The sequence below is a fragment of the Achromobacter sp. SIMBA_011 genome (assembly GCF_046535435.1).
GTDB lineage: Bacteria > Pseudomonadota > Gammaproteobacteria > Burkholderiales > Burkholderiaceae_B > Achromobacter > Achromobacter dolens.
In genome coordinates, this window is sequence record NZ_JAWRWN010000431.1 from 1 (window position 1) to 273 (window position 273).

The 273-nt window shown below is 57.5% G+C and carries 1 protein-coding gene; it reads right to left on the bottom strand.

The window, feature by feature from the left end:
- Positions 1-232 (bottom strand): DUF922 domain-containing protein (locus SB816_RS31590; protein ID WP_410548194.1); only part of this gene is annotated, 232 nt, incomplete at its 3' end.
- Positions 233-273: the final 41 nt, after the last annotated feature.

The following is a 273-nucleotide window of genomic DNA, read 5'->3' on the forward strand; positions in this document are numbered from 1 at the left end:
TGAGTTCGCCGCCGAATTTGATTTCCGTCGCACCGGGATGCCGCGCGCCGGTATTGCGGGTGAGCGGACCGTGTTTCGAAAGCTGCTGATCGAGGTCGGCTGCGGTTTTGCCGCTGATCGAAAAATACGAATAGGTCTTGCGCACAATGGTTTCGGAAAAGGCCGATCCGGGCAGGGAAAGGGCCAATGCGGCCGCGACAGCGGCGCAAAGAGCACGTGATGATTTGGTCATGACCCGGCCTTCCGGTTGAACTTGAAAAACGTTTGCTGCAT